This window comes from Pedobacter nutrimenti (genome assembly GCF_032678445.1).
GTDB classification, from domain to species: domain Bacteria; phylum Bacteroidota; class Bacteroidia; order Sphingobacteriales; family Sphingobacteriaceae; genus Pedobacter; species Pedobacter nutrimenti_A.
Window position 1 is genome coordinate 74822 of sequence record NZ_JAVTSQ010000013.1, and the last position, 22945, is coordinate 97766.

General features: G+C 40.5%; 16 protein-coding genes. 8 read left to right on the forward strand and 8 right to left on the reverse strand.

Annotated elements, in window-relative coordinates:
• Positions 1–8: 8 nt before the first annotated feature.
• Positions 9–1154 carry a glycoside hydrolase family protein gene (locus R2S08_RS22830; protein WP_316837317.1) on the reverse strand — a complete coding sequence of 382 codons (1146 nt, stop codon included), beginning with the start codon at positions 1152–1154 and terminating at the stop codon, positions 9–11.
• A 372-nt stretch (positions 1155–1526) separates the two neighbouring features.
• Here R2S08_RS22830 and R2S08_RS22835 point away from each other — a divergent pair, with 372 nt between their 5' ends.
• The gene (locus R2S08_RS22835; RefSeq protein WP_316837318.1) at positions 1527–2174 is read left to right on the forward strand and encodes a GIN domain-containing protein; all 648 of its coding nucleotides are present in this window, start codon (positions 1527–1529) and stop codon (positions 2172–2174) included.
• Positions 2175–2250: 76 nt separating this feature from the next.
• On the opposite strand, the gene R2S08_RS22840 is transcribed toward R2S08_RS22835, so the two are convergent.
• The 7 genes from R2S08_RS22840 to R2S08_RS22870 form a co-directional block, all read right to left on the reverse strand.
• Positions 2251–2676 carry a DUF2846 domain-containing protein gene (locus R2S08_RS22840; protein WP_316837319.1) on the reverse strand — a complete coding sequence of 142 codons (426 nt, stop codon included), beginning with the start codon at positions 2674–2676 and terminating at the stop codon, positions 2251–2253.
• Positions 2677–2755: 79 nt separating this feature from the next.
• On the reverse strand, positions 2756–4579 hold the full coding sequence (locus R2S08_RS22845; RefSeq protein ID WP_316837320.1) for a right-handed parallel beta-helix repeat-containing protein: 1824 nt from the start codon (positions 4577–4579) through the stop codon (positions 2756–2758).
• Position 4580: 1 nt separating this feature from the next.
• The gene (locus tag R2S08_RS22850) at positions 4581–6722 is read right to left on the reverse strand and encodes a beta-galactosidase (protein ID WP_316837321.1); all 2142 of its coding nucleotides are present in this window, start codon (positions 6720–6722) and stop codon (positions 4581–4583) included.
• A gap of 226 nt (positions 6723–6948) precedes the next feature.
• Complete coding sequence (locus R2S08_RS22855) at positions 6949–7425, reverse strand: DUF5018-related domain-containing protein (protein ID WP_316837322.1); 477 nt, start codon at positions 7423–7425, stop codon at positions 6949–6951.
• A gap of 17 nt (positions 7426–7442) precedes the next feature.
• A complete protein-coding gene (locus R2S08_RS22860) occupies positions 7443–9341 on the reverse strand; it encodes a RagB/SusD family nutrient uptake outer membrane protein (RefSeq protein ID WP_316837323.1) in 1899 nt (632 codons plus the stop codon).
• Between the two features lie 20 nt (positions 9342–9361).
• Entirely contained in the window at positions 9362–12637 is a 3276-nt protein-coding gene (locus R2S08_RS22865) for a TonB-dependent receptor (RefSeq protein ID WP_316837324.1), read from the reverse strand.
• 174 nt (positions 12638–12811) lie between these two features.
• Positions 12812–13825, reverse strand: coding sequence for a FecR family protein (locus tag R2S08_RS22870; RefSeq protein ID WP_316837325.1), 1014 nt, complete (start codon positions 13823–13825; stop codon positions 12812–12814).
• A gap of 137 nt (positions 13826–13962) precedes the next feature.
• Between R2S08_RS22870 and R2S08_RS22875 the strand changes: the two genes are divergently transcribed.
• The 7 genes from R2S08_RS22875 to R2S08_RS22905 all read left to right on the forward strand — a co-directional run bounded on the left by R2S08_RS22875 (position 13963) and on the right by R2S08_RS22905 (position 22940).
• Entirely contained in the window at positions 13963–14544 is a 582-nt protein-coding gene (locus R2S08_RS22875) for an RNA polymerase sigma-70 factor (RefSeq protein WP_316837326.1), read from the forward strand.
• A gap of 138 nt (positions 14545–14682) precedes the next feature.
• Positions 14683–15366: a phosphonatase-like hydrolase gene (locus R2S08_RS22880; RefSeq protein ID WP_316837327.1), complete on the forward strand. Its 684-nt coding sequence runs from the start codon at positions 14683–14685 to the stop codon at positions 15364–15366.
• Positions 15367–15397: 31 nt separating this feature from the next.
• Positions 15398–16486, forward strand: coding sequence for a zinc-binding dehydrogenase (locus R2S08_RS22885; RefSeq protein ID WP_316837328.1), 1089 nt, complete (start codon positions 15398–15400; stop codon positions 16484–16486).
• On the forward strand, positions 16479–17714 hold the full coding sequence (locus R2S08_RS22890; protein ID WP_316837329.1) for an MFS transporter: 1236 nt from the start codon (positions 16479–16481) through the stop codon (positions 17712–17714). Before R2S08_RS22885 ends, R2S08_RS22890 begins: the two co-directional genes overlap by 8 nt.
• A 42-nt stretch (positions 17715–17756) precedes the next feature.
• Positions 17757–18320, forward strand: a complete 564-nt coding sequence (locus R2S08_RS22895; RefSeq protein ID WP_316837330.1) for a sigma-70 family RNA polymerase sigma factor — start codon at positions 17757–17759, stop codon at positions 18318–18320.
• Between the two features lie 43 nt (positions 18321–18363).
• Positions 18364–19383, forward strand: a complete 1020-nt coding sequence (locus R2S08_RS22900; protein WP_316837331.1) for a FecR family protein — start codon at positions 18364–18366, stop codon at positions 19381–19383.
• Positions 19384–19406: 23 nt separating this feature from the next.
• Positions 19407–22940 carry a SusC/RagA family TonB-linked outer membrane protein gene (locus tag R2S08_RS22905; protein WP_316837332.1) on the forward strand — a complete coding sequence of 1178 codons (3534 nt, stop codon included), beginning with the start codon at positions 19407–19409 and terminating at the stop codon, positions 22938–22940.
• Positions 22941–22945 lie beyond the last annotated feature (5 nt).

Here is a 22945-nt window from a genome sequence, read left to right on the forward strand (position 1 = left end):
TTTATTAATTATTGTCCTTCATTCCAATCTATTTTAAACACATAGGTTTCGGATACCTTTCCACCGCTGATGTTAAGCCCTGCAGTAGAATAAAAATAGGCAGGCTTATCATTGAGCAACAGCACTGCCGGCCTTTCCAATTTTCCACTTTTATCATGTTCGTAATGATTGGGATCGACCAATAGTTTTTTATGGTCTTCTGGAGTTCCCCAATAATCTAACACATTCCCCATGGCAATTTTTGCATCCTTCAGTTTAAAATCGGTTCCCGTTTCCGAACTCCAGAGTATAATGTCACCGTATATGCCTGTATTTCCGCCCATATTGTCGGTGGTAAGAAGAAAGTATTTTTTATCTGCTTTAAAGGCCTGAGCATCCTCGATATAACTCACATTATCTGTGAGGGCTTTGTTTTGCAGTATATAGGGGCCTTCCAGCTTGTCTGCAACAGCATAACCGTATCTGGCGGCCATTTGTGTAGGTGTTCCGGACTTGAAATAGATGTAATATTTTTTTCCTATTTTCATAAAAGCCGGATTATCAATGCCGATCACGCTGTTATATGTCCAATGATTGGGGGCTTTGGAACTTTCTGCCACCTGACCGTTATGATTCCCTGCAAAACGCCATGGGCCTTCTAGTTGATCTGCAACCATCATCCCTATGCGCATTTTAACGTCCTTTTTTACCGTTTGAAAAATGTACAGGAGGATATATTTGCCATCTACATATTCAATACGCGGATTATGTGGTGCCCACATCTTGGTGGTGTCGGGAAACATGGAGGTTTTAAGAACCGTATTTACATACTTAAAAGGCCCCTCTGGCTTGTCGGCCACAAAATGTGCAATTTCAGCATTGGATTTCATCCATCCCTGATCGCCTTCCGCTGCGGGCCAGCGGCTTCCAAAAATATGGATTTTGCCATCTTTGCCCTGGATAGGGCTAACACACCAGTTAAACCAGTTCACATCATTAACTGCTGTCCCTACAAATTTGGCCGTTAAGGCCATTTTGGTATAAGGCAGTTTCAAAGTTTTACCTTTTGAACTTTGTAATTCTGGTGCAGGTTTTGTTGTTTGTGCAGTTATGGGGGATAGAAAACATAGAATGCATATGAGCATCAGTGTTGGATGGGGATTTTTTCTAAACATCACTTATAAATTTGTTTTATTTGAATGAATCATGCAGAAGGTCCATTATCATGACGGAATTTCGCCAGTCCAGGCGGGGTATATTGGCATCAAGTCCGTTAATCATATTTGGCTAGTGATTTGGAAGCTAATTTATTGAGGTGGTTATGAAATAACTAAATGCTGATTTGCTAATGCTGATGCTATATTAGCCATTTGGAGGATCTGTTTTTTTAGAACTTATTCCGGTTACTTACAGCTGGTCGTGAATATTTGGCTGTTCGTCGATAGTTACACTCCTGTTGGTCTAATAGCGCAAAAACTGCTGCAACGTTTTGAGGTCGGGGGCGTCTTATGTACAAAGAGAATTTAAAAAACTTAAAACATAAAGATATGAAAACCGCTATCAAAACCTTATTCGCAACAGCTTTAACAGCTATCGTTTTAACTTCATCTGCATTCACAACTTTTGCAAAAGAAGGCGACAAAAATCTTTCAGAAATCTCTGCTATTTCTGGATTTGATATGATCAAAGTTAAAGGTAATGTAACTGTTTACCTGCGCCAGGGAACTAAAGAAAGTTTCCGTGTAGAGACAGATCAGCCAGAGGCTAAAGTTTCTTTTAAAAGAGATGGCAATAAATTGCTTATTGATGCGGCCGATAACCAGGCTACAACTGTTTATCTAACCGTGAAAGATTTGAAAAGAATTGATGCTTCTGAAAATGCCATCGTAAAATCAACCGGCCGTTTTAACCTTCCGGTACTTCAGATCTTCGTTCAGGGCAATGCCAAAGTAGAGGTGAATGTTGTTGCACAGGATGTGTATACCGTGATTAAAGATGCGTCTTCATTGAAATTAAGCGGATCGGCTGATCGTCATGTATCGGTAAAAGGAGAGGCTTCCAGTTTAAATGTAACCCGCTTTGCAGTATTGAAAACCACTTCTTCTACGCCATTATTTGCTGCTGTTAATGATCTTGATGCACAACTGGCCGAGGCGACTAATCTGGTTGTAATTTCAGGCAAAAAATCTAAATAAGGGAAACCTGATCACTATAAACAAAAAGAGCCCAGCGTCTGTATAAAAGACACCGGGCTCTTTTGATATAAGGTGTTTATTTTACAGGTAAACAGTTTTTATTTTCCGTAGCCTTTGCCAAAAGAGGATCGGCAGAGTTTTTGGTAATTTCCTGGCAGGTGATTTTGTTTACATAACCCGCCTGGGTACTCACTATGCTGATATAATTTACCTCGCCCTGTTCAACGGTGAACTTTAAAGGTGTTGATTTCTTTCCATTAGATATTCCTCCGCTAGAGACACTGATGGTATGTTCGCCGGCACTGATATCATGTACAGAGAAGGATTTGTTTTTTAATTTACAAACCAACTGGCCGTCAATATATAGTTTGTAATTAACGGCCATGCCAGTATAGCCTGTAGCACGTATCAGATAAACCTGTCCTGTTTTGTCTTGCGAAAAACCGTTAAAGGAAAGGGTAAGCATAAGTGCTAAAAAAGCGAAGAACTTGATCGATTTCATTGGTGTAATTTTTAAGGTGGTTAATAAAATTTATATAAATGTATAAACATATGGCGAGGTTTAGATAACATTGGATAAATCAATTTGTTTTTGCGGCCGGTGACGGGTTGATGATTACATCAGTTTTTATATCCCCCTTATTCATGTTTTGTAATTGTATCAACGGTTCTTTTGCTTCGAACTGATTGTCTTTAATTTTTACATCCTTGCAGGCGGTTAAACTGAATTCGGCTCTTTTTTGTCCGGCAGGCATGAAATCTGAATTTTCGATCTTATTATTGATAAATGTCAATCCATCCGTACTCCTGGCAGATAGTATGGGGTAGTCGTAAACCTTAAATCTGTTATTTTCGATATGGATATTTTTATGCACGTAGTATTTAGGTACCAACTGATGGTTTTGAGGGTTGATATTGATCACGTAATTATTGGGTGATGAATTGTACCCACATTCTATAAATTGATTGTTACGGATAGTCACATCATTAACCGGCCCGGATTCATACCAGCCAGAGGCATCGTTTTCAATTAAAATGGCATGCATTCCGGTTCGGTAATAGACATTGTTTTCTATGACCACCTTGCGACGGGTTGTAATTAGATTCCCGCGGGATATCGTACCTGCAAAAAGTGAATTTTTGATGATTACCGATGGGGTCCAGGTTATATTTTCAAGCGCATCGCCGACTTTTAATTCCCGGGTAAAAGGCTTTTGCATTTCGACCACCATCTCTTTTTCAGAGATCAATCTGGCTGTTTTAACTATTGCATTCGCGTAGATTTGTAACGAAGCTGGGTGTAAGTAAGCTACTGTATCTCCGGCAACAAATGCCTCAAAACCATAAGTTTGATGATGCATGAATTTTACTTTTAGTGATGTTGGGGATAGAATCTCGCTCACGATAAGGTGTGTGCCGTGAACATTTACAGGGTCATCGTGCAAGCCATTAAACCGGCAATTGTTGATGGTGATCTGTCCTTTGCAGCCAGAGAAATGCATGCCATCGGCTGATGACGCGATTACCCGCCCGCTGTTTTTTTCGGGTTCTACGAAGACACTGTCGAAGTTTAGATTTTCGGAAAACTGTGAAACAATACCCAATCCATGAAGAGAATACATTTGCAGGTTGTGCAATTTAATGTTTTTAGATCGGTTGTTGAATGCGCAAACATAATCCCGGTAAGGGTCTCTCACGGTTAACACATCATTAGGCCGGGCTTTAAATTTTGAGAAATCGCCCGTGAATTTTACCGTAAGTGAATTTATCTTCTCAGCCTTGCTTTTTAAAAAGGGATCCCAGCTGCTGTAAAACAGAGTCCCTTCTGCAGGGCGTACTAAAACAGCATGATAATTTTGGGGCGTCCATTTTTCACCGTACCATATTAATTTTTCATCGATAACCGCAAATTTACTATCTGGATGTATACTTGCAGTAACACTCGTTGGGCTTGATTCTTTAATGGTCATTTCAGACATGCCCGGACGTTCATAATTGATCGCCAGGTTTCGGATGCTTATGTTTTCACAACTGTCCAATACCCAGGTAATCATTTTACCATGGAAAACAAACACAGAGCCATTCCCTTCTATGGTGATGTTTTTTAATCCCTTTAGAAATAAACCTACCTTTTGTTTTTTTACAGGAAATTCTTTTTCAGAAGAAGAGTTTGAAATATAATAATGTGTCTCTGTTGCATGATCCGGCCAAAAATCGTATCTCCCTTTAGGAAAATTCAACACCGATTCAGACTGTCCTCTGGTGGTGGCGATGGCTTTCTTCAGGGCTTCTGTTGCATCAGTAAAGGTGTTTGGGCTTACACCAAATCTGGTCACATCAACGACCTGAGCACTTACTTGCAGACAACAGCCTACTAGTAAAATGGCAAGATATCTTTTCATCATTTTAATTATTCCAATTTTTAAACCTAAATATTGTTTGGTATTGAGACACTGCTTTAATACTTTTAAACATAGTGCCTTTAGTTTTTATTTCTTCAACCAGATCTGCAGGTATACCTGTCGTTTTATTGTCCCAGTTCGTAATGGTAAGCTCTACATCGCTTTGCTTTGAAAACCTATTTAAAGCAATTTCCCAGACCGTACCGTTATAAAGGTTATCAGTAATGTATTTGTCGTTTTGTGTTATTTTACAGGCATTGCCCAAGTAATTAATATTTAATATCACATCGTTTACATTATTTGGTAAGGCAGGGGGTAAACTGATCACAGCCGTTTCTTTTTTAGGATAACGAACCGCTACTTTTGGTATATAGACCGGTGTTTTTTTCTCGTACGTATCAAATAAAGCACTTGCCTGAGCAGATGGTTGTATCTTTTGGGTAAACGCGTTCAAACCTTTAGGGTAAACCATCAGCTTAAAATTGGGCTGGCCAGCTTGTTGTAAGGTGATTTTATCATTTTCGGCCAACACATCAGCATCGGTAAGGAACAAGGCATTCTGATTGTTCAACTGGATACGCCAGGCATTTTCGGCTTGTTTACGGGTTAAGAACACAAGGGTGATGTGGTTGCCGTCGGTGTCTGAAAAGCTTAGATCGGATTTGTTATTGGCGGTTAACTGCAGTTCCTTATTTTTTAGCTGACTTTGCCAGCCTTTGAAACTGTTGGGGTTAACCGTACCGGACAAAGACAATTGTGGTTTTACCCCTGGCAATTGTTGAAAAAACAGGGTGATGTTTTTGCCGTTGATCAACCTTGCCAATGGTTGTGCGGTTACATATTTAATGACTGCCGAACCCACTTTTAAATTAAATGGCAATATAGCGGTCGTTTGACCTTTAAGGGTTAATTCAGGGAAATGGATGGTTTCACCAGGTAAATTTACTTGCATGCTCACCGTTTTATCAGCCATACGTACCTGCACCTGGGTATTTCCCAGAAACAGAAATCCACTGTTGCCCTTTGCCCTGGCCACATATCTTAAGTTTTTGGTGTCCATTTCATCGCGTACCGGGTTTTGCGGCTCGTATACCTGCATTGTGGTCAGATCAGAACCAAAATCATGAATAAAAGTATGCAAAACCTTCAGGTACTTATAGGATGGTCTGAGTAGACCGAATTCACTGATAGGCGATTGAAAATCGTAGCTTTCAGGCAGACCTGGCTCTTTTAATCCCGGGGTTTGGGTACCACCATGAAACATGTAATAGCCGATAAGGTTCATACCTCGTCCAATCTGGTTTTGAAGATGCGCTTCCACGACTTCGGGTTGAATCACAAAACGATTGGCAAACATCATCTGGCTTCCACAACCTTGTTCGCATAGACCTTTTGGAAACATGTTTACATCATAAAATACTTTACCCAAAGCATCGGTCATAATCCATTGGTCGTTACCGTATAAAAAATCTTTTGTTGCACTGCCACCACCTTTTTCCCAGCCTCTGTAAGGATAAGAACCCTGCAATGGAATAACTTCCATCTTTTTATCATCAAATACGGTATTCGCAGTTACCGACCAATACACTGGATTGATCTGTGCTTGCTGAGCAATTTCTTTCAGTTTAGAGATGTGCTCTGCCTGTCCGCTGGCATATTCATTTTCCAACTGAATGCCAATAATTGGCCCTCCCTGCACAAAATACAGGCCTTTGGTTTGTTCGCTGATTTGGTTAAATAGTTTGGTCGATTCTTTTAAATATGCTGGATCATTGCTTCTATGGCCTTTCATTTTTTGTATCCAATCCGGGTAACCGCCATTGAGTTGTTCGCCGTGGCTCCATGGACCAATGCGTAACCAAACGTACATATGATGTTTTTGGCAAAGGCTGATGAATTTTTTGAGGTCTTTGTTTCCCTTCCAGTCCCATACATCCTTTGCAGTTTCGTGTTCGTTCCAAAAGATATAAGTGGCCACAACAGATAAGCCTCCACTTTTCATTTTGATGATTTCTTTTTCCCATTCCTGGGGCAATACGCGGTTGTAGTGTATTTCACCCATGAGTGGAAACCAGGGTTTTCCATCTTTTTCGAAATACTGGCTGTTTGCTGAAAGTGTTGTCCCGTTTGGTGCCTTAGCAGACATTGGGATATCGTTTTTGTGTTTAACAGGGGCGTTGAAAATATCGATTTTGTAAACCTGGGCTTTTAATTGGGATAGAAAAGAAATGCACAGGGTAAAGACAATTAATCTTGTTTTAAACATATGGTGGTTTTATAGGAACAAGTTACGAATTTATTAAGGGCTGAGTTTAGCAGAAAAAAGAGCCGTTAATTTTTAACGGCTCTAATCAAATTTAGCGCTAACCAGGTTATTTATTAAATGCTGTCACATTGATCGTCCATACCCTGCTTGTACCATTTGCAGCCGTAATGATGTATTTCAGAGGCTTAGTGGCATCTGTCGGATCACCAAGTGCTGGTGTTCCACCTGTTGGTGCAATGGTGGCTGCGGTTGATATGTTCATGTAAAACCAGAGTTTGGTTTGTACCACCTTTGCACGTTCAGCGGCGGTAAACTGGCCATTCGCATCTGGCACTGTGATCGCTACATTTATAATCGAATTGGCTTTATCAATTGTTTGTACAATTCCTAGTTTTTGGTAGGCCACAACGGGCTGACCATTCATGGTCTGACTGCCGTTAAAGCGATACTCTACATTGACTAAGGTAATTTCGTTACCGTCAGACAATGGGTAATCGACCAAATCCTTTTTTAAACAGGAAGACAACGAGACAAGCAGCAATAAGGCGAGCAGATGAGATACAATTTTAGATTTTCTTTTCATGATGAGGTATTTTTTAATTACCAGCCAGGGTTTTGAGGCCCAAAGTTGGAGTTGTTATCGATAAAGCTTTGCGCAATTGGGAACAGGTATCTTCTGGCAGGTTCGAACTTTCTACTGTCATATTGCTTGCCAAAGGGTCCTGTTACGATAGAAAATGATTTATGGTCTTTGGATACATCCATTACACGAATAGACTCGGTGAGTTCTTTGATAGTTCCACCGGGAGCAATGCCGTCATTTGCATCACCGCCAAATCTGCCCCAACGCAATAAACTGTAATAGTGATCATTCTCTTGTACAAGTTCAACCCTTCTTTCTCTTTTGTAATCTTTCCAGGCATCAGCCAATGTACCGGCCATAGAGGCGGGAAGCTTGCCATGGAAAGTTCTGGTTTTATTCAAATTCAAAACGGCATTTGTTACATCTCCTTTTAGCAGATAAGCCTCTGCCAGGTTTAGATATACCCTTCCCAAACGCATGCAAACATAATGATAATCGGTACTTACGGTATTTACGTAGGAGGGTGAGATATTGGTATATAAGCCCTTGCGCCAGTACATGTTGCTTAAAGTGCATTCATATCCGCCACCGTTAATTGTTCCTAAAAACCTTCCTGAGTTCCCTTTTAAGCAGGTGGTAAATAATTCGCCATAAAAAGAGGAATTATCACTGATGATAGACGCTTTCCATCTGGCATCTCTGTTTTCATTGGTCAAGGTCAGCATGGTTTCAGTACTGCCTGGTTTAATACGGCCCATTTTTACCACAACATCATTATTCAGTTTGGCTGTTTTATCATCCGGAAAACCTGATTTAGCAAAAGGGACTATTACATTCACGCTTTCGTCGACAGCATTGAGGTATTGGGAAGTCTGGTTCCAGGGTAATACTTTAGTTGGGTCAGCCTTGTCTACAGTTAAATAATCATCCGTTAGGTTTTGCGCAGGAAAGTTTTCTGGCCAGCACTCAAAAGGAACAGGTTTGTTAAACAATGGCGAACCACCAAAATTGATGATCGTTTCGGGCTTAATATTAGGCACCATGTTTTGCATGGGCGTGCTTTGAATGGTGGTATTGATGGCCTTATTGTAAATGGCAAAAATGATCTCGTTGGAGGTACTTTTAGTTTCGTTAAACATGCCTTCGTAATCGGGTTCCAATGCATAGCCGCCACTAACCACAATTTGTGCATTGGCAATTACCTTGTCCAGCAGGGGGTCTGCGGGATTTACATTTGGTGCGGCCGGGTAGTTCTTGTAAGCCAGGGCCTGCAAACAAACCTCTGTTAAAAATGCTGCCGCTGTATATTTATTTGCCCTGCCGGTCACTTTGGTTGTCGGCATGTCGGCCACTGCATCTTCCAGGTCTTTAATAATGTAATTGTAGCTTATTGTAGGGTTTGCTGTACTGGGTAGTTTAAGATTGTCGTTTTCTGTCAAAACTTTATCTATCCAAACAATCCGGCCTGTTCTTCTGGCAATATTAAAATAAGACATTGCCCTTAAGAATTTGGCCTCTGCAACCAATGTTTTTTTATCCCCATCAGCAATACCTGCAGATTCGGTCACATTTTTGATGATGACATTGCAACGGCGTATATCTCCCCAATTGTTAAAACCATAATCGCTTTGGTTGGTTAAGGTTTCTGAAAATATCGGAAATACATTATTGCCGGTACCCCCGGAAGTTATGGTATTTGAGGTGTAAGCATCGCCCAATGTGCTTTGATCTAAGCCATTTCGATAACTGTTCATAATGCCATATGTTGCAAAAACAAAAGTTTCGGCATTGGCCTTACTGCTCCAAACTACATCGGGACTAATTAGATTTAGTGGGTCTGCATCCAGAACTTTTTTGCAAGAGCTTAGTATGAGTAAACTCGCAAAAGACCATATGATGAATATATTTTTTTTCATTTTCTTTTAAAATTTTTTAACTAAAAACCTACATTTAAACCGATTGCAAAAGTGCGCTGAATAGGATAACCGTAATTGTTGGTGTCTGATTCCGGGTCAATAAAGTATTTTGTACTGTTTGATGATTCTAACAGATTTGTGCCCGAAACAAATAAACGGAGTTTTTGGAAAGGGGATTTTTTAAGCATGCCTTGTTTAAAATCATATCCAAATTGTACATATTTTAGTCGTACATATTTTGATTTGATCAGCCAAAAGTCACTGGCGGTATAATTATTATTCCCGTTTACTGAGGTTGAACTCACGGCTCTTGGAAAAAGGGCACCTGTATTATCCGGGCGCCAGTAGTCTGTTTGAAAAGCATAAAAAAATTGATTTTGCAAATCTGAGCCCTGCACGGCATTACCAATATACCGGTCTCTATCGCCAGAACCCTGAACTACAGCACTAAAAGAAAATCCTTTATAACCGATGTCAATGGTTATTCCATAGTTGATGCGAGGAAAAGTGTTGCTTCCGATTCTTCTCTGGTCATCACCGTTGAGCTGTCCATCACCATTAAGATCCAGGTATCTAAGATCGCCTGCACCTACGTTGGTAGAACTGATGCGACGGGGGCCTGTTAGCAGCTGATCATTTGAAGTATAAAAACCGCTGTTGAAATAACCGGTTTGCAGATAGCCGCCTGTTGTATTGGTTGTTCTGGTATACGGATTTTTCAGGGTCGCTTCATCATCGCCTGGATAACGCTCCCATAGTGAATTGTAACGGGTAAAATTTAATCCGATTTTATAGGTGAAATCGCGAATGGTACTAGACCAGTTGATGTTAAAATCGTAGCCTTCGGTACGCAATGCGCCTTCTGTAAAATTGATCTGTGGCAGACCGATGCCCAACGTTTGAGAAAAGCGAGGATCGCCAGTCACGAAACCAGTTCTGCGGGTATAATAATAATCAAATGTACCGCTTAGCCTGTTGTTTAAGGTGGCGAACTCCAGAGCCATATCTCTGCTGCCTATGGTTTGCCAGGAATAGTTACTGTTCGGTAAACTACCAGGTTCTGAAGTGCCTTGTACTAAATTACCGTTAACCACATAGGCTGTTGGATTAATGCTGTAAGACGGAACATATCCAAAGGCACCAACACCTGTCTTATCACCCAAAACGCCGTAGGAGCCTCTTAATTTTAAAAAGTCCAGAATGTGCTTATCTTTCAAAGACTGCATGAATTTCTCTTCAGATACGATATAATTTCCAGAAATGGCATAGAAAGTGCCCCATTGGTGGCCGGGAACAAACAAGTAATCTCCGTCGCGTCTTATGGATCCCTCAATGGAATATCTGGATTTGTAACTATAGGTTAAGCGGCCAAGCAATGCTGCTCTTGCTGCTTCAGATTCTCCTCCGCCTACAGATTGATCAATGGCAGGGCCAGCAATCAATTGGTCATAAATGATCTGATAATTTTTTCTGTTTCCTGAAATGTTTGAAGCCTGGTCGTTTTGACGTTCGACGACGCCGGTAAAATCTATGCTGTGGTCTCCGAAGGTTTTATTGTACAGCACATAACCTTGTAAGGTTAAGGTGCTTCCCTGGCCTTGTCCTACACTTAAACTTGGTGCATTGCCATAGATTGGGGTCGTACTGTTTAGGTTATAAGCCGGAGCAAGGTAGTTCCAGTTTTTGCTTACATTATTGTAGGTGGTATAGGCACCGTTGACCTTAAACTTTAAACCATCTAAAAAATGAGCGGCATATTCTAAACCTAAATTGGCGTTTAGAATTTTGGCTAAACCCTTATTATATCCTGATTTAGGATCTAATTCCCTTACCGGATTGTCTGGCTGGGTGGTTGGTAAACCAAATTCGTTAACGGCCAACTGTGCTGAACCTCTGTTTTGAATATGGCTGTATATTGCTCCAAATCCAGGTCCGGGTGTAATATTGCTTTCTATAAACCCATCTAATCCAGCGGTTACCTTAAGATTCAGTTTCTCAAATTCACTGGTGGTATTTAAACGGTATGTAGTGCGTTTATTGTTGTTTTGATCCGTTTTTAAAATACTTCCCTGGTCATAATAAGAAAGACCGGCATAATAGGTTAACTTTTTAGTGCCTGAGGTTACTGAAAGATCGTGTCGCATTTCTGGCGCAAAATTCTTCATGGTTAAGGCTTGCCAATCGGTATTTGGAAAGTTAAACGGATCCGATCCGGTGCGTAGCTTTTCTAAATCAGCAGGAGACCTGAATGGACTTCGACCTTCATCAGCATACAACCTGTTTAAAGCGACAGCCTGGTCATACGAACTGATCTTTGTAGGGAATATTGTGGGTTGTGAAAATATCTGATTGTAGGAATAATCAATGCTTGTTATGCCTTCTTTTCCTCGCTTAGTAGTGACCAATACCACCCCATTTGCACCCTGATTGCCATATAATGCAGTTGCTCCAGCGTCTTTCAGTATGGAATAGCTTTCAATATCGTTTGGATTTAAATTAGAAAAATCGTTGGCTGAACGCACAATATTATCAATAACAAAAATGGGGCTTTGCCCGCGTATGGATATACTGCTTTTGGTTCCCGGTGCCCCGTCGCCTGCAGTAACAATGACGCCCGGCACCCTTCCTGCAACTGCGTCGTTGATCGACTGAACCGGAATAGGCGCTACGTTTGTCATATCAAGGGTAGCAATGGCACTGGTGGTTTTTCGCTTGGTTGTTGTTCCATATGCTTGTACAACGATTTCATCCAGATTGTTGCTCGCTGATTTTAAGGTGACCATCATTAATGAACTGGAAGCGGGTAGTTCTACCGTTTCAAAACCGATCAGGGAAAAAACAAGTATGGCATGATCGGGAACTTTTAAGCTAAATTTCCCGTTGGCATCCGTTGCTGTACCCTTTTTTGTTCCCTTTATAAATACCGTAACACCGGGTAAAGCGATACCGGTCGTATCCTTAACTATCCCGGAAACCGTAAGCTCATTTGTTGCTGGCTCTTGATTTGAAATCGTTATTAAACCGCTGTTTGATATGCTAAAGGTCAGCTCTGTATCTTTTAAAATCTGTTTTAATACATCTGTAACCAATAAATCTTTAGCTTCAATGGTTACCTGTTTTGTGACTGGGGCAAAAGTTGAACTGTACACAAAGCGATAATTGCTTTGCTTCTCTATTTTCCGAAGTACTTTTTCAATACTCATACTTTTCACATCAAGCGAAATCTTTTGCTGGGAGAATACACTTGCCGATACATGCAGACAAGTCAGTAATACCAGAAGAAAGGTGAGTTTCATTATTCTAATGAATTTGGAAAACGGTCTTATTCTCGGCCATTTTTGGTGGAAGTAATAATTAATCATATTTTTGTTTTTTGGTTTAGCAATTCTTTGACAGCACATTGTTTGCGCAGTAACTGTCATTTAATAAGGATCAAAAAAATTAAGGGCGGTGGCTTCAACACCGTCCTTTTATTTTGATATGGTGATGGTCTTTCCTTTTATCTCATAGTTAAATTTTCCTGTTGTTTTAAGTGAATTTAATACTTCAATTATACTTTCATTTGTGAATGTTCCTGTAAATACATAATCCTTTACTTTCTCTGATTTAAAAATGATTTGCACGTCAAACCATCTTTCCAACACGCTTTTTATATCAATAAATCTTTGATTAAATATTTCCAGGTTATTTTTTGTCCATGCAGTTTCAACAATGGCCGTATCACGAACTTTCTGATAGGTTTTAATAATGATACTCTGGGCGACGGGATTATGATCAGAATATTTTATTTGCTCATTCTTTACAAACATTACCTTTTGACTAGGCCGTATTGTAATGGTTTTTTTGTTGCCACTGGTGGGTTGCATACTAATTAAACCACGAATCAGGGTGGTTTCAGAGGTTTTGTCATTTGGATAGGCTTTCACGTTAAATGCCGTTCCCAGTACATTGATACTGAAATCTGCAGTATAAACTTTAAATGGTTTGTCTGTCTTGTGCACTACATCAAAATAGGCTTCACCAACTAGGTTTACTTCTCTGGTTTTCTTATTGAAATCTTTCCCGTAAGTGAGAGAACTCAGAGAGTTTAACCATATGACAGTACCATCGCTTAAGGTGATTTGTTTTTTCTGCCCCTTTCTCGTCTCAAACCTAACCAATAAGCCCTCCTGGTTGTTGACTTGAACACTACGGTGATAAAAGAAGGCAATGGCCAGACTTGCTATAAGCAGAACAGCGGCAGCGGATATCCAGCGAATGATTGGATGAAGTTTGCGGATAGGGCTGTTTTCAGGGAAAGTTTCCTGTTTCAGTCTGGCATATAAAATTTCGTGTATTTGGGCTTTATTACCCATTTCCGGAGTCCATTCATAATCCTCCAGTTTATAATCATCCTTAAAATTGTCTAAGAATTCCTTTTCCTCTGGTGAACAATTCCCCGACTTGTACTTTTCGAAAAGTTTTATAAACTCGTTCCTGGACATATTTTAATATTTGGTATCATATACATAGTGCCAAATATTGTGCAGCACACACATAAATATTTCTTATTTCTTTTTGCAAAACTATTGATTAACTATGCAAAGGTATTTAACAGAAATAATCTACATTTATATTCAGTATGATAAAAGATCAACCTTCCGACTCTGAATTATGGAAGCAGATACAGGTAGATAACAACAAAGCTTTTGAAGTGTTATTTAACAGGTATTGGTCTTCGGTGTATACCACATCTTTCATGTACTTGAAAGATGTGGAGACTTGCACTGAACTGGTGCATGACATTTTTGTAAGCATATGGCGCAACAGGCATTGCCTGGAAATTTCTTCTTTTAAAAATTATTTAAGCATGGCATCAAGGTACCAGGTTTACAAACTGATCAGGAAAGGAAAGGCGAATCCCATCATTCTTGTTGAGGAATATGATACGATTCCCAATTCAGGTTATGCAATGAATCATGGGGAGGAAAAAATCAGCTATCTTGAAATGGAAAACAGTATTGAGGCTGTTTTGAAAAAACTACCGAAGAAATGCAGGGAAATTTTTATGCTCAGTAGATTTGATAATTTATCCAATCAGGAAATTGCAGAAAAATTAGGGATTTCGAAACGTACTGTAGAGAATCAGATCACGATAGCTTTGAAGGCACTCAGAGTTTCAATTAAACTGGTGCTTTATTCCATTATTTTCTTCAATTTATGAGTGGCTATAACGTTGATATAACTTAACATAAATTTAACACCATAGCTTCTTTTCAAGTGTAAACAAATGTTTAGTTTTGCTAAACACTTGCCGGCGGTTACTCGTCTGTGTAATTGAGCAAATGAATTTGAATTGAATATGAAAGAAAATAAAATAGCTATGGTGGTTTTCGATATGGCGGGAACCACAGTAAATGAAGACAATCTCGTTTATAAAACACTCAGAACTGCCATTAATCATGCTGGTTTCGACTTTAGTCTGGAAGAAGTACTTGCACAAGGTGCTGGTAAGGAAAAAAAACAAGCCATCCGTTCTGTACTTTCTACTTATGGTGGAATCACAGATGAAGTAATGACCTCTAGCATATATGATAAATTTATAGTTGACCTTACCGATGCTTATGCCAAAGAAGAGATATTGCCTCAACCAAATGTTGCACACGTTTTTTCGGCACTGAAGGACAATAATATCCTGGCTGTTCTGAATACAGGTTACGACAGGGTTACAGCCAGTTCGATTATTGAAAAGCTGGGATGGAGAGAAGGGGTTGAGTTTGATGCGCTTGTTACAGCTTCTGATGTCCCGGAAAACAGACCTCATCCTGATATGATTGAGTTTGCGATGAAACAGTTTGGTATTACGGACAGCAGCAGTGTGGTTAAGGTTGGAGATTCAACCATTGATATCGAAGAAGGGCAGAATGCAGGTTGCGGACTGAGTATTGGTATCACCACAGGTGCACATACAGCCGTACAACTTCAAACTGCCAATCCAGATTACATCATCAATAACTTGTTGGAGCTCCTGCCACTGGTCTCCTAAAGGGTTCAAGAGCTGGATTAAAAAAAATAAAATGAGCAAGGCAAAACTAATGGTTTTTGAGGGGCAGGGGCAACCTATGTCGTTACAGGAACAGAATATCCCTGATTTGAAACCCGGAGAGATCCTGGTTAAAAACCGATATACTTCTATCTGCGGCAGCGATCTGCATACCTATTGTGGCTTGCGACAGGAAAAAGTACCTACGGTGCTGGGACATGAAATTGTTGGGGAGATCCTGGCATTTGCTCATGGTCATGATCAAAAAGACCATCTCGGAAATCAACTGCATGTAGGAGATCTGGTAACCTGGAGTATTTTTTCTTCTGATCCGGATTCGGAGATGTCGAGAGCAGGGATGCCTCAAAAAGGAACCGGGCTGTTTAAATATGGCCATGCACAGGTTACTGCTGATGATGCACTTCATGGTGGCTTGTCTACGCACTGTATCCTTAAGCCAGGTACCGCTGTTCTTGGAATTTCGAAAGAGGTTCCTTTGCCAGTTGCAGCCATTATTAATTGTGCTGTAGCCACTGTTGCGGGTGCGCTGAGACTTGCGGGGAACCTACAGGGAAAAACAATACTCATTACAGGAAGTGGGTTGCTGGGGATGGTTTGTGCGGCAATGTGTAAAGATGCGGGAGCAAAATTTATTCATATGGCAGATATCAATCCTCAGCGCCTTGAACAGGCAAATGATTTTGGTGCAAATGAAACCCATTTATTAACAGACCCGACTGTTCAGTTGCCTGGGGGTATTGATGTGGCCTTCGATATGAGCGGTTCTGCCGATGCAATGGAAAATAGCCTGAATGTACTTGCGATAGGGGGTATAGCCGTATGGATAGGGGCTGTATTTAATACCCGCAAGGTACAAGTTGACGCAGAATCTGTTGTTCGCAGATTGGTCACCATTAAGGGCTTGCACAATTATAACTTTGAAGATTTCGTGTATGCGGTGAACTTTATCAGCAAAAATCATCGGGTATTTCCTTTTGAAAAGGTGGTGTCAAAGGAGTTTAGTCTTGCCGACACCAATGAAGCTTTTCAGTATGCCGTAACACATAAACCACTCCGGGTGGGGATTAATTTAGACCAGCAAACAGACCAGACCAATGGATAGAAAATTCAGGGTTCAGCAGTGGACAATGCTGCTGGTGACCATGTTCTGTTACCTGTTCTTTTATACGGGCAGACATAATTTTGGCTGGGCTGTAAAGGGAATGGCTGCTGAACTGCATATTCCTTATACCACTATAGGCTGGATTAGTTTTTCGATGTTGATTGGCTATTCTATAGGCCAGTTGATCAATGGAAACCTGGCCGATCGCTTGAGTGCAAGACTGATGGTTTCTGTGGGGGCTTATTTGTCTATATTAACCAATATTGCCATTAGTTTTTCCAATAGTGCGACCATGATTATGTTGCTCTGGGCATTAAATGGTTATTTTCAGTCGATGGCCTGGGCACCCGGGGCAAAGCTAATCAATAATTGGTGGGGCGAAAAGGAGCGTGGTAAGGCCTTTGGTTTCTATACCATGGCTGCGGGGCTGTCTTCGGTGGTTACTTATCTGCTCTCTATCATTTTATTGCAGCAAGGATACGAGTGGCGTATGCTTTTCAGACTACCGGTGCTCCTGCTACTGGTATCTGCTACCGTATTTCTGATCGTAGCCCGTGATAAACCTGCTGCCAAAACAGATGCATCCGTTCGGGTAGTACCGTCTGTGAGTTGGATAGAGCGTTATCGTCTGGTATTGCGGAACAGGAAGTTTATGGTGGTTTCTCTGGGATTCGGATTTGAAAGCATGGCGCGTTATGGGCTGATCTTCTGGGTCCCTGTTCATTATCTTGGAAACAACTGGAAGGACAATCCGGGAAATCTATGGGTTACATTTTTATTGCCGGTGGGTATGGCTGCAGGTGCGCTGTCATTCGGTCTGCTCTCAGACAGTCTGTTCAAAAAGAACAGGGTCAAGGCTATTGCTTTTGGAATGTCTGTTAGTGCAGTGATCGCGGTATTGATCTATATTGCACCTGTACATAATTTGTTATTGGGTGGAAGCTTAATGCTCCTGGCTGGATTTTTTGTATATGGCCCGCAAGCCTGTTTCTGGCCCTTGAGTCCAGACTTACTGGGGAGCAGCCTTACCGGAACAGGAGTAGGCCTAATGAATATGACGGGTTATCTATTTGCTGCATTTGGAGAGCCCCTGCTGGGTTATACGATCGATGTTACGGGCAGTACAAATAGTATTTTTATTGTGATCGCTGTTCTATGTTTATTATCGGCAGTTTGCGTTGGAACTGTTAGAAGAAAGGGCTCTGAATCTGCAATTTGCAATGCTTGATTGAAATGAATATTTATATTTGTTTATAATTTAAACAAATAAATGAACAGAAGCCATACCGACGCTGAACTTTGGAAATCATTTTGCGTGGGTGATGAGGAGTCCTTTATTAAATTATATGAACAATATTACAGTACATTTTTTGTTTGGGGTTGTAAATGGCTGGGAAATGAGCACGACTTTGTAAAAGATCAGCTTCATGATTTTTTTATTTATATATGGGAGCGGAGAGACAAGCTCTCCGTTGATATCAATGTTAAGGCTTATTTATTAACGTCTTTCCGAAGGCAGCTGTTTTATCAATGGAAAAAACATAAAAAAATGGAATCTGCTTCGGAGTTTGCCGGCTTTGCTGAAACGGATGAATCGGAACTCCTGGAAGCTGAATTGGTCACAGAACAATTTTCCAAACTGGAAAAAGCCCTAACCTTACTTACACCTGCTCAAAGAGAGGTGGTGGAACTCCGGTTTTTGCAGAACAAGTCTTTACAGGAAATAGCTGATCTAAAAAACACCAGTATTCGTACCACCTATAATTTGCTCCATCGAGGGATCAGTCGGCTCCGGTTGGAAATAAATGAAAAAAAGTTTCTTTGGCTGTGGTAAATTCAATGGGGTTTGTTCTTTGTATTAAAAAGAGCAAACCAATATGGAGTTTAAATCAAGTGACGATTTTCTTAAAAATGAGTCTTTTGTTAATTATTGCCTTGGAATAGACCAGCAGGATATTGACTTCTGGAAGAACTATGCTGTTCAACATCCAGAACAACTGGAACATATGAATGAGGCTGCAGATTTGCTCAAAGATTTGCAACTGCTGCTGCTGGCGGAGAAATTAAAACCTGAGGCTGTTTCGACTTTAAGGGCGCATTTAAGACCGAAAAGAAGGAAGTCGATTTTTCCATGGAAATATGCTACGGCTGCAGCAGCCGTTCTCATTCTATTGGCAAGCGCTGTTTTCCTGTTTTATCCATCTCATCCTGTTCCAAATCCACCTGAACTGGCCAAATATTCTACACGTCAATACGTGTATGAATCTGGCGTGAATGAAAGAAAAGCCATTAATTTATGGGATGGTAGTTTTGTGATTCTGGATAAGGGTGCAAAACTGGTGATTGACTCTTCTTTTGGTCAATCCGACAGGAAAATGTATCTGTCTGGTATAGCCTATTTTAAGGTAGCTAAAGATAAACAGCATCCTTTTAAAGTTTATACGGGTAAATATGTAACAACAGCAGTAGGTACTGCATTTAAGTTACAAACTGATCAGGGCCTTAAAAAACTCAAGGTAGAACTGGAAGAAGGAAAAGTTACTGTGGAGAAAAAGAATGGAAATTCCTGGAATCTGGTGGCCACTTTACATCCTAAAGAGTCTATCAGCCTGGACGACCAGCTTCATCTGCCTGTTCATCAAAAGTTTTATGATAAAGACTTTAGCCAATGGAAAATACAAGAGGTGGTTTTCCAGAACGCCCCAATGAAAGAAGTGCTCTTGCAGCTGGAAATTTACTATAACGTTAAGATTACTGTAGAAGACAGTGTTGTCATGCGAGAAACCTTTAACGGGAAATTTAGACATGATGCATTGCCGTCTGTTATGGAAATGGTCTGTTTCTCCTTAAACAAGCAATTTAAATTTATCGACTCCAACCATATAATTATTTACTAAACCAACCAACAATCAAACATTTTATGAATCTAAAAAGATTAAAATGGACTACACTTTTTAAACCAGTATTGGTCAGACTATTCCTGCTGAGCTGTTTATTGATGATGTTTTCCAGGAACACATTTGCCCAGGAAAAAAAGCAAATTCTGTTTAACCAGGAATCTGTAACCGTAGCTTTTTCTAAGCTGGAAAAGGCATTTAACATTCGTTTTTATTACTCTTCAGAAATCGTCGATAAAAAGGAACTGATCAGCATGTCTGCCAAGCCACGTTCATTGAATGAGATCCTTGCCTACCTGGATGCCAATTATGGATTTATATTTAAATCAAATGGCAATATGATTGCGGTGAGCAAGAAATCAAGGGAGGTGTCGCCAGGCGGTAAAACACCTAAGAGTTCTGGTGAAGTGAAAGGACGCGCAGGATTGTTTGAAGGCAATGAGGTGGTGTATGTTGCCGGAATCACTGTTTACGAAAGAGGCTCAAATAACTCGGCAATTACAGATAGCAAGGGCAATTTTAGAATCAATACCACTTCTGCAAACCCTAAGCTATTGATCAGTTATGTAGGTTATCAGAGCAGCGAAATTGAAGTTAGCGGAAATACGCAGCTGAATGTCAATTTGAGGGAAGATAACAATACTTTAAAAGAAGTTACGGTAGTATCCAATGGTTATCAAACTCTGGCCAAAAAGAATGCAACTGGTAGTTACTCTACGCTTTCAACTGAAGACATTGAACGCAGGAGCAGCCAGTCGTTAGATCGTATCCTAGAAGGTTCGGTTCCGGGCCTGTCCGTTTATAATGGTTTCAGGTCTGTAAAGGGTGTAAGAACCCAGACCGGATCGGACATCCAGGTTAGGGGAGGAAGTGCGATTCAGAGTGAAAGAAATACACCTTTGATCATTGTGGACGGTTTTCCAGTGAACCAGTTGCCGGATAATTTTAATGATGTGGAGAAAATTGATGTACTGAAAGATGCTTCTGCCTCGGCAATCTGGGGGGCAAGGGCTGCAAATGGTGTGATTGTGATCACCACCAAACGAGGAAAACAAGGTTCATTTAGTATTAACTTTTCTTCTAATCTTTATTTGACCGAAAAAAATGATTTTGGTACACTCAGACGTGCAAGCTCTGCAGATATGATCAGTGTGGATAATGAGATCTATAAAAAGGGATATTTTACTTCGGCCTATTTTCAAAATGGTGTAGGTGGTTTTTCTCCTTCATTTGACTATATCCTGCAAAAAGAGCAAGGCTTAATTTCTGCTGCACAGTTAACGCGAAAACAAGATTCGCTTTCGGGCTTATCTAATCTTCAGCAGAATAAAGATCTTTTAATGCGTACAGGAATACGTCAGAACTATTATTTGTCTATGTCTGGAGGGGCAAACAAATATCGCTTCCTGTTTTCAGGTTCTTATGACAACAAGAAATCTAATTTTATTGGAGATAACGCCAGTTCTATACAGTTAAATATGCGTAACGACTATGAGATCACTCCATGGTTGCATGCGGTAGCAGATTTGAATGCCGTTTTCAACAATCAAGATGTTGGGGTTGATCTCAGGTCTCAACTCTACGGACTTGCGCCTTACCAGATGCAACTGGATGCGAGTGGTAACTATGTGTATAACTACAATGCCTTTAATAAAAATGCCAATACTACATTGATGGCAAAGGGCTATTACGACAACGGCCAGAATTTATTGCAGGATGCAAGATTAGCGGATAATCAGAACAGTATTTTCGGTTTAAGAACTAAACTGGGTCTAGAGGCTACACTAACTAAAGGTTTAACTTTTAATACTTATTTTCTTTATGATCGGATGAAAACCTCGGGTAACAACCTGGTTGATGAAAATACTTATGCGGCAAGGTCTTTATTGAACAGATACGCTAGTCTGGATGGAAATGGCAAAGCCCTGTTTAACCTTCCCAAAGGCAATTATCTCGATCTGTCAGAGACTACCAATGACAATACTTCTGTCCGCTCGCAGTTCAATTACACCAATTTATTTGCAGGCAAACATTTTGTGAGTTTTACAGGAGGTGCGGAAGTTAAACAATATTTAACCAAAGGGTTTACCAACCGTAAATACAACTACTCCGATGATCTGCAGTCCTGGTCGCCAATTAACCAGATTGTGCTTTTAAATGGTGTAATTGGCCAAAACGGGACCAATACTACTTATGATGCTACGGCATATGATACATTTAGCTATATCAATACAAGGGAAGTGTCCTATTATTCTACAGGTACCTATACTTATGATGATAAATATACTTTACAGGGAAGTTTACGCTATGATGAGTCCAACTTATTTGGAGTAGACCCTAAATACAGGCGTACGCCTTTATGGTCTGTTGGTACTTCATGGGACATCACTAAAGAAAAGTTCTTCCATGTCGATTTTATCAATTTACTGAAGTTGAGGGCGACTGTTGGATTAACCGGAAACTACGATCCTTCTACTACGCCCTTACTTGTTGCAAGCAGGGTTTTCCAGGCAACGACCAATGATTACAGGGCCAGGGTTGACGCGACCAATCCCTATAATCCGAAATTGAGATGGGAAAGGACAAAAACGTATAACTTAGGTACCGATATTGCTTTTTTAAGGAACAGGTTCCAGTTGAGTGTAGATGTATATAAAAAATATGGCTATGATCTGCTGGGTACTCAATTGCTGGACCCTACCATCGGATTTACTTCAACCAAGTTAAATGGGGCTAAGATGGTCAATACGGGATTGGAAACCGCCTTGACCGGAAGGGTTTTACAACTTGGTGATTTCAACTGGACAAGTATTTTTAATTTTGCCTACAATACGAACAAAATTACTGAGAATAAAATTGCAGAAAGTAGTCCGGTGATCGGACGTGTTACTGGAACCGTACCCTTTTATGTGGAGGGTTATCCGCGTGAAGCGCTGTGGAGTTACAAATGGGCAGGCTTAAGTAATGCAGGTGATCCTCAGGTGTATGATGGAAACGGTAACAAAGTACTGGTGCCTGTTTTGGGTTCATTAGAGTATAGTGGTTCTTACCGGCCTAAATATACTGGTGGTTTTACCAATATTTTCAACTATAAAGGTGCATTTGCCAGTGTGATATTGGTCTATAATTTTGGAGGTGTTTTCCGCAGGGAAATGCCGTCTATGAATGGCTATAACTGGAGTCCTGTGATCAATTATCAGGTGGCTAACCGGTGGAAGGTACCAGGAGACGAAGCGCATACAGATATTGCGGCATACCAGTCTTCCCCAGACTTATCGTATGATGGCCGTGACCGTGCAGAGATGTATTCCAGTAATAGCGTAGAAAGCAGCAGTTTTATCCGCTTAAGAGAGGTGCAGCTTGGTTATAAAATACCTGGTACTGCTTTGAAGAAAACACCTGTAAAGAGTATAACTATATCTGCCCAAATGAATAATATAGCCATTTGGACAAAGAATAAATACGGTATAGATCCGGAAGCTGTTGATGCGCAGACCGGGGCATATTATTTACCTACACCTAAAGTGACAACAATCAGCCTGCGTGCAGGATTCTAAGTGAT

Coding starts and splice junctions, on each gene's coding strand:
- R2S08_RS22865 (WP_316837324.1), bottom strand. CDS start 12,637: ATGAAACTCACCTTTCTTCTGGTATTACTGACTTGTCTGCATGTATCG.
- R2S08_RS22850 (WP_316837321.1), bottom strand. CDS start 6,722: ATGTCTGCTAAGGCACCAAACGGGACAACACTTTCAGCAAACAGCCAG.
- R2S08_RS22870 (WP_316837325.1), bottom strand. CDS start 13,825: ATGTCCAGGAACGAGTTTATAAAACTTTTCGAAAAGTACAAGTCGGGG.
- R2S08_RS22830 (WP_316837317.1), bottom strand. CDS start 1,154: ATGTTTAGAAAAAATCCCCATCCAACACTGATGCTCATATGCATTCTA.
- R2S08_RS22845 (WP_316837320.1), bottom strand. CDS start 4,579: ATGATGAAAAGATATCTTGCCATTTTACTAGTAGGCTGTTGTCTGCAA.
- R2S08_RS22875 (WP_316837326.1), top strand. CDS start 13,963: ATGATAAAAGATCAACCTTCCGACTCTGAATTATGGAAGCAGATACAG.
- R2S08_RS22835 (WP_316837318.1), top strand. CDS start 1,527: ATGAAAACCGCTATCAAAACCTTATTCGCAACAGCTTTAACAGCTATC.
- R2S08_RS22895 (WP_316837330.1), top strand. CDS start 17,757: ATGAACAGAAGCCATACCGACGCTGAACTTTGGAAATCATTTTGCGTG.
- R2S08_RS22890 (WP_316837329.1), top strand. CDS start 16,479: ATGGATAGAAAATTCAGGGTTCAGCAGTGGACAATGCTGCTGGTGACC.
- R2S08_RS22880 (WP_316837327.1), top strand. CDS start 14,683: ATGAAAGAAAATAAAATAGCTATGGTGGTTTTCGATATGGCGGGAACC.
- R2S08_RS22855 (WP_316837322.1), bottom strand. CDS start 7,425: ATGAAAAGAAAATCTAAAATTGTATCTCATCTGCTCGCCTTATTGCTG.
- R2S08_RS22905 (WP_316837332.1), top strand. CDS start 19,407: ATGAATCTAAAAAGATTAAAATGGACTACACTTTTTAAACCAGTATTG.
- R2S08_RS22885 (WP_316837328.1), top strand. CDS start 15,398: ATGAGCAAGGCAAAACTAATGGTTTTTGAGGGGCAGGGGCAACCTATG.
- R2S08_RS22900 (WP_316837331.1), top strand. CDS start 18,364: ATGGAGTTTAAATCAAGTGACGATTTTCTTAAAAATGAGTCTTTTGTT.
- R2S08_RS22840 (WP_316837319.1), bottom strand. CDS start 2,676: ATGAAATCGATCAAGTTCTTCGCTTTTTTAGCACTTATGCTTACCCTT.
- R2S08_RS22860 (WP_316837323.1), bottom strand. CDS start 9,341: ATGAAAAAAAATATATTCATCATATGGTCTTTTGCGAGTTTACTCATA.